The organism is Fulvivirga aurantia, from assembly GCF_009711475.1.
Taxonomy (GTDB): Bacteria; Bacteroidota; Bacteroidia; order Cytophagales; family Cyclobacteriaceae; genus Fulvivirga; species Fulvivirga aurantia.
The window spans coordinates 1-6,830 of record NZ_SMMD01000735.1 but is presented as its reverse complement, the minus strand read 5'-3'; the positions used below and the strand labels follow the sequence as shown (position 1 = coordinate 6,830).

Here is a 6,830-nt window from a genome sequence, read left to right as displayed (position 1 = left end):
TAAAGACAGCTCCAAAATCAGGGTTAGGTGCTACATAATGCGAAGCGCCTTGCGAGCCTTTTTCTTCATCAAAACTTAAGTGAGATCGAGGGATGTACCACCATGCTTTTCTAGTGGAGAAAAGCGCACCGTCTTTGTTCAATGCCTCGGCATCGATTTCTCGAAGTGGCGAATAGTCATCTAAAACAAAAAATCCTCTACCAAAAGATGCACCTACCAGATCGTTTTCTCTTTTCTGAATGGCAAGGTCTCTAAATGAAATCGTAGGGCTTCCAGCCAGTTTAATCCATTGGCTACCTCCATCCACTGTAAAATACATACCAAACTCGGTGGCTGCAAACATCAACTCTTTCTTCACATGATCCTGCACCACGCGCCAAACCAGTGTTCTATCTGGCAAATCTCCTCTGATGGAAGTCCAGCTGCGGCCCTTGTCTGTACTCTTTACGAGGTAAGGTTTGAAGTCGCCATACTTATGATTGTCGAGTGCCACGTATACCGTGTTTTCGTCAAACATATCGGCCTTAATGTCATTAACAAATGCCGTTGAGGGCACTCCTGAAATCGAGCCAACTTCTATTTTTCTCCAACTCTCTCCTCCATTTTCGGAGACCTGAATGAGGCCGTCATCAGTACCGGCATAAATAACAGAAGCGTTTTTAGGCGATTGGGCCAAAGAAGTTATGGTATTGTAATTAGACATGGCGAGAAAATCCCATGCGTTATCATAACTCTGCTTTCTACCCATGATAGGCAGTTCTATTCGGTTTTGGTTTCTTGTGAGGTCTCCTGAAATAGCCGTCCAGCTGTCACCACGATTCTCAGATTTCCAAACACGGTAAGAGGCAAAAAATAAGGTTGTAGGCGAGTGTGGACTCACCAAAATAGGTGCATCCCAATTAAATCGCTCATGAGGCTCATCTTTACCCGGTTGTGGCTGTATGTCGATCACCTCTCCCGTGATCATATCGATTCTTGACAAATTACCTTCCTGTCTTTCTCCATATAAAATATCAGGGTTGCCAGGCTCTGTCGCTGGTTGGTGCCCGTCCCAGTTGAGCACTACGCGCCAGTCTGAATTTTGGATTCCATGCACATTGTCGGTACGAGAAGGGCCTCCTTCTGTGCTATTGTCTTGCGTGCCGCCATATATATTGTAAAAAGGCTCAGCATCATCAACAGCCAATTTGTAAAACTGTGTGATGGGCAGGTTAGGCATATACCTCCAGTTGTCTCCTAAATCAAAGCTTTCGTAAAGTCCTCCGTCTGTTCCAACCAATAAATAATCAGGATCACTCGGTTTGAAGGCTATCGCGTGATTATCACCATGTTTATGCTTATTATTTAGTCTTTGAAATGTTTTACCGCCATCTGTAGAGTATTGCATATGGTTATCAACCAAATACAGTCTGTCATAATGATGAGGCGATGCGTATAATTCCTGGTAATAATGTGGGCCGGTAGCTCCTGCTACTGCGTCAGATTGTTTTTTCCAGGTGGCTCCCCGATCAGTTGATTTATAGACTCCTCCCGATCTTCGATCCAGTTCTATAGCTGCATAGACTACGTCCGGCTTCATCGGAGAAATCGCCAGACCTATTTTACCCATATTACTTGTTGGCAGACCAGAAGTCAACTCGGTCCAGGTTTCTCCACCATCGGTACTACGATGAATTCCTGTGCCTGGTCCCCCGCCCATGTAAGCAGCTACAGTTCTGTGTCTGTCCCATGTAGCGGCATAGAGCACCGCTGGGTTTCTTGGGTCCATGGCGATGTCTGTTACGCCTGTCCACTCATTATTGCCCAGTGTTCTTTTCCAGGTTTGTCCTCCGTCTGTTGATTTATAGAAACCTCTTTCGCCACCTTTGGTCCAAAGCGGACCTTGAGAGGCTACAAATATGACATCTGAGTTGTCTGGGTGTACGATTATTTCTGAAATATGCTCAGAGGCCTTTAAGCCCATATTGGTCCAGCTATCACCACCGTCTTCACTTTTATATATGCCATCTCCATAACCCATATGGCGACCACCTACATTTTCTCCGGTGCCTACCCACACGACATGTGGATTGCGTGGGTCAACGGTAACACAACCAATAGAGTAAGACCCTTCGTCATCAAAAATAGGGGTAAATGTGGTCCCGGCATTCACAGTTTTCCAGACACCTCCGGAGCCAACGGCTACATACCATGTATTTTCATTGTTAGGGTGTATGGCTACGTCTCCAATTCGGCCAGACATAAAAGCAGGACCGATATTCCTGAGTTTGAGTCCGGCAAAAACTGAATCCGGCAATTGAGAAACACTCGATTTATTCTTGCGTTGTGCTTCTGTTTGAAGAATTATACCACACGTGATAAGTAGTATGAGAAATGACTTAATTAATTTCATGAGTAAAGGGTTATTGGGTTTACACATGAAATTAGTTACCTAGAAATCTGTATAAAAATTTTTAGTTAACATTTTGACAGACGGTAGGCTATCCCTCCCGCCTATGTTTCCATCGGTTGTGAGACCATAGCCAATATGCCGGATCGGCTTTAATACGCTGCTCTGTAAGTCTGGCAAATTCCTCCACTATTTTACCATCAGGCTCAACATTGGGGTCTTCGGTAATCACATGTAGTTCCAACTCATAGTAGCTGCGCTTTACTTTTTTAATATCAAGAAAAAGTACGGTTTGATTGGTCTCACGTGCTAAAGCCTCAAAACCTTTATGAAACGTGGTGTCCTGATTTAAGAAGTTTACCCACTGTGCTTTAGCCGGTTTGCACGCCTGATCGGCCGCCATCCAGGTAAGTGATTGTTCACCCGCTTCGGTTGCGCTGGTCACAGTTGCAAATGCTTTTGATGTTGGGATCATCACAGCTCCGTACCGTTGCCTGGTTTTTCTGATATAAGCATCCATATACGGATTGGTCAATCGCTGATAAACAGCATATACTTTGTAGGGTAAAACATGCACAAGTGAAAATACCCATTCCCAATTACCGGTGTGAGGAGATAGAATTATGACACTTTTACCTTCTTGGTAATAGGTGTCCAACATTGCCTGGTTAACTATAAAATAGCGCTTTTGAAATTGCTTTTGAGACAAAGTAGCACTCTTCACAGACTCTATGAGTAGATCGGTAAAATGCTTATAAAACTTCTTTCTTATAGCCCTGGCTTCCTTTTCAGTCTTTTCAGGAAAAGATCGCTTGATATTTTTCAATACCATTTTTTTTCGGTAGCCCACCACATAATAGATAAGTACGTAAAAGGCGTCTGACACCCTGTGTAATACCCAGAATGGTAGTCTGGAAATAGCATTAAGAAAACCGAATAACAATTGATAAAGCACGTAGCGCATAAACAAAATTTGCCTAAACTAACAATTTTTATTCAGGCCTGCGAACGCAAGCCAAATGATATATGCATCGACCGTTTATCATATAAGTCGGAGAAATTTTTGACCACCACAACAATCGGCTTGTAGCGTTTGTTTGCCTGTAATTATTGCTGGACATTTGTTAGTACATGTTGGCAATTAAATAGATTCCGGAAAATAAGTCATAAAATATTGAAACTACACTCACTTAAACTATGGGCGATAGCCTTCATTTCTCCTTTTTTAGGCTACAGTCAGTCTATAGACTCGTTGGGTACCAATCGGCTCAGTGAAGTGATAGTCGAAAGCAAACCCCATGATTATGACATTTCGGAATATGAGGTTTCTACCCTCGAGCCGGTATCAATCTCACGCTACAACCCAAATTCACTAGTCACCTCGATCAATGAAATTCCTGGTGTCTATATTCAAAGTGGTGCCCTCAATACCAATAGAATCACCATAAGAGGTGTAGGCAGTAGAACACAGTATGGTAGCAGTAAGGTGCGCACCTATTTAAATCAAATACCGCTCACCAACGGATCAGGTGAAACATCGATTAACATGCTGGATCCCGAATCGATAGCCTCTTTACATATAGTAAAGGGACCAAAAAGTGCGGAATACGGATCAAGCTTAGGTGGTACTATGCTCATAACCACAGCACCTCGCACTAATGATTGGTTGCAGGTAGATCAGAAGTTGACCTTGGGCTCTTATGATTTGGTAAAAAATCGAACGGCAGTTAATTTAAATACTGAGGAAGTATCGTTATCACTAGCTTATGACCACCTATCGACCGATGGGTTCCGTGAGAATAATAATTATTCAAGAAACGGACTGCAGCTATTTTCTGAAATAACAATCAGCGAGAAAGACCAGCTATCTATCCTGCTCAATCAGATCAATTTTAATGCTCAGATCCCAAGCTCGATTAACCAAACTGACTTTATTAATAATCCCAAGAAAGCGGCTTTTACCTGGAAAAGTGCAAAGGGTTTCGAAGACAATGAGTTAACACTCACAGGAATTAGCTATGCGCATCAGTTTAATTACAACCAAAAAATAACGGGTAGCATCTTTTACAACTACCTGGATCATTATGAACCCAGGCCTTTTAATATTTTATCAGAAAACACACATGGTTATGGAGGCCGATTGGTTTATGACCAATATTTCCAGAGCGGTAAGATTAAATGGACTTTAGGTGGAGAAATATACCGGGAAAATTACGACTGGAAAACACTGGAGAATTTATATGAAGACAACAATGGAAACGGCAGCCTGGAAGGTGACCTACTGAGTAATAACGAAGAGTTGAGAAACCGATACAGTGCATTCACCACTTACACACACCAACTTACAGACAAACTGGAATTTGATGCCGGCCTGAACCTAACCTACGTGCGCTACAACTATCGTGAGACTTTTAATGACCAGATTGAGCTTGAGAGCAATTACAAACCTGTTTTAGCACCAAGCGCTACACTGGCATATCGACCAACATCTCAAACACGGTTGTTTGCCAATGTAAGTCGAGGGTTTAACTATCCGGGCCTCGAAACAACTTTAAACCCTGATGGAAATCTAAATACAGATCTGCGACCTGAAAATGGATGGAATTATGAGTTTGGCCTGCAAAAGACACATTCCGACCTGAGCTATGGGGTCAACTTATACCATATGACAATCACTGATTTAATAGTTACAAAAAGGCTGACTGAAGATCAGTTTATTGGGATAAATGCAGGTAAAACCTATCACCGTGGTGTAGAAGGGCAGCTTGTTTATGATCGTACAGTAAATAATTTTAAAATAAGAGCTTACACCTACCCCACTCTAAATTTTCATGAGTTTAAAGATTTTGTAGATGATGATCAGGACTTTTCCGGCAACCCTCTCACAGGCGTACCAGACTTCAAAATTTCTACCGGTCTTGACTTTACCTATTCTTCGCTATTTCTAAAATTGAACCACCTGCATGTGAGTTCAATGCCTATGAATGATGCCAACACTCTCCAGAGCGATAGCTACAATTTGCTTTCGCTCGTTACTGGTGCTCAGTTTAACCTCTGGAAGAATCTGGAAGTTGAGGCGACCTTTGGTATTGGTAATGTATTAGATGAGAAATACGCCTCTTCCATCCTGATCAATGCAGTAGGATTTGGTGGCAATGAGCCCCGCTATTTCTACCCGGGTATGCCTAGAAATTATTTTGGCAGTGTTGGTGTAAAGTATAGCCTGGAAAAATAAGGCCGGGCTTTTTAGCATTTTAAGACATCAGCCTGGCAAACTTCTGTCCGCTAGGAAACTCCTGAAGGATTGTTTTGAACAATACGGTGATAGGAATCGCTAGGATAAGCCCGGGTACTCCCCACAAAAAGCCCCAGAACATAAGCATTACAAGCACCACAATGATGTTGATAGAAAATGACTTACCCATGAGAATCGGCTCCATCACAGCACCAAAGACTACCTGAGCGCCTGTAAACAATATGGCCGCGAGAAAAAGTGTACCGCTATTATCGAGTTCGATAAAGGCAAAAATCATGACCAGAACGGTGGCTATTACAGAGCCAATCATTTGAATAAAGTTGATTACAAAGGCCATAATCCCCCAAAACAAAGGAAAACTGATGCCCAGTGACCAGGCGATAATGCCAAAAGCAATACCAGTAAGGGCGCTTACAATAAACTTTACCTTTAGGAACTTAGAAATACTTTTTTCTACCTTCATAAAGGTTTTTACCGACTTAGTGCTTCCGCCAAACAGAGTACTCTGTAAGATCTCTTTAAAGTTAAGCGAGCCTGCCAGCAGTAAAACCAGAAAAAACAGGGTCATCAGTATATTGACCAAGGTGCTTTTGAAAAATGTGAATGTGATAGAAAAGTTACTAAAAATGAATTCTTCCAATTTATTGCTTTTCAGCAGCGTTTTAATCGTACCATTTTCCTCATCGGTCTTTTCAAAATCAAGCACATCAGCTAAAGGCGAAATGACCCGTTCTACTTTATCATCAAGCTTTAAGTAGAGCTCTGCTTTTCCTTCTTCTATTTGCTTACCCGAAACTTGTACAAGTTTGACTGCAGCAAAACCTACCACCACCAGGATTAAGAGTACCGAGGATAGTGCCAAAACCTGAGGTACTCTCCTTTTCTTCATCCAACGCATGAGCGGTGTAAAAAGAAGCGCGATGAATATAGCAAACATCAAAGGAATGAAAATAAATGAGAGCAGTTGAAGACTGTAAAATACCACAGGAATGACCAGTATGAGCAATATCTTATTGGTAGTGGCAGTAGAGTCAAAATTCATCGTCTGTTTTTGGTGGCAAAGCTACTATTCAATGAGCAAATTGCAATGAACAATTTTCAATGAGCAATTAACAATGAACAATGTGCAATTGAGCAGAGCGCGAGGCGCCTAGGGCTTAGAGCTTAGAGCTTAGAGCCTAGAGC

The 6,830-nt window shown here is 42.2% G+C and carries 4 protein-coding genes; 1 reads left to right on the top strand and 3 read right to left on the bottom strand.

Translation table 11 applies throughout. The features are described from left to right. Both E1176_RS08650 and E1176_RS08645 read right to left on the bottom strand, forming a co-directional pair. The coding region (locus E1176_RS08650) for a WD40/YVTN/BNR-like repeat-containing protein (protein WP_155210212.1) at positions 1–2,392 on the bottom strand (2,392 nt) is incomplete at its 3' end. Positions 2,393–2,480: 88 nt separating this feature from the next. Further along, positions 2,481–3,353, bottom strand: coding sequence for a lysophospholipid acyltransferase family protein (locus E1176_RS08645; RefSeq protein ID WP_155210211.1), 873 nt, complete (start codon positions 3,351–3,353; stop codon positions 2,481–2,483). Between the two features lie 210 nt (positions 3,354–3,563). Here E1176_RS08645 and E1176_RS08640 point away from each other — a divergent pair, with 210 nt between their 5' ends. Beyond that, positions 3,564–5,624 (top strand): TonB-dependent receptor family protein, encoded by a 2,061-nt coding sequence (locus E1176_RS08640; RefSeq protein ID WP_185152711.1) that lies wholly within the window; start codon positions 3,564–3,566, stop codon positions 5,622–5,624. A 19-nt stretch (positions 5,625–5,643) separates the two neighbouring features. Here the strand turns inward: E1176_RS08640 and E1176_RS08635 are convergent, their stop codons facing one another. Beyond that, positions 5,644–6,687, bottom strand: coding sequence for an AI-2E family transporter (locus E1176_RS08635; protein WP_155210209.1), 1,044 nt, complete (start codon positions 6,685–6,687; stop codon positions 5,644–5,646). Between the last annotated feature and the right edge of the window lie 143 nt (positions 6,688–6,830).

Coding starts and splice junctions, on each gene's coding strand:
- E1176_RS08645 (WP_155210211.1), bottom strand. CDS start 3,353: ATGCGCTACGTGCTTTATCAATTGTTATTCGGTTTTCTTAATGCTATT.
- E1176_RS08635 (WP_155210209.1), bottom strand. CDS start 6,687: ATGAATTTTGACTCTACTGCCACTACCAATAAGATATTGCTCATACTG.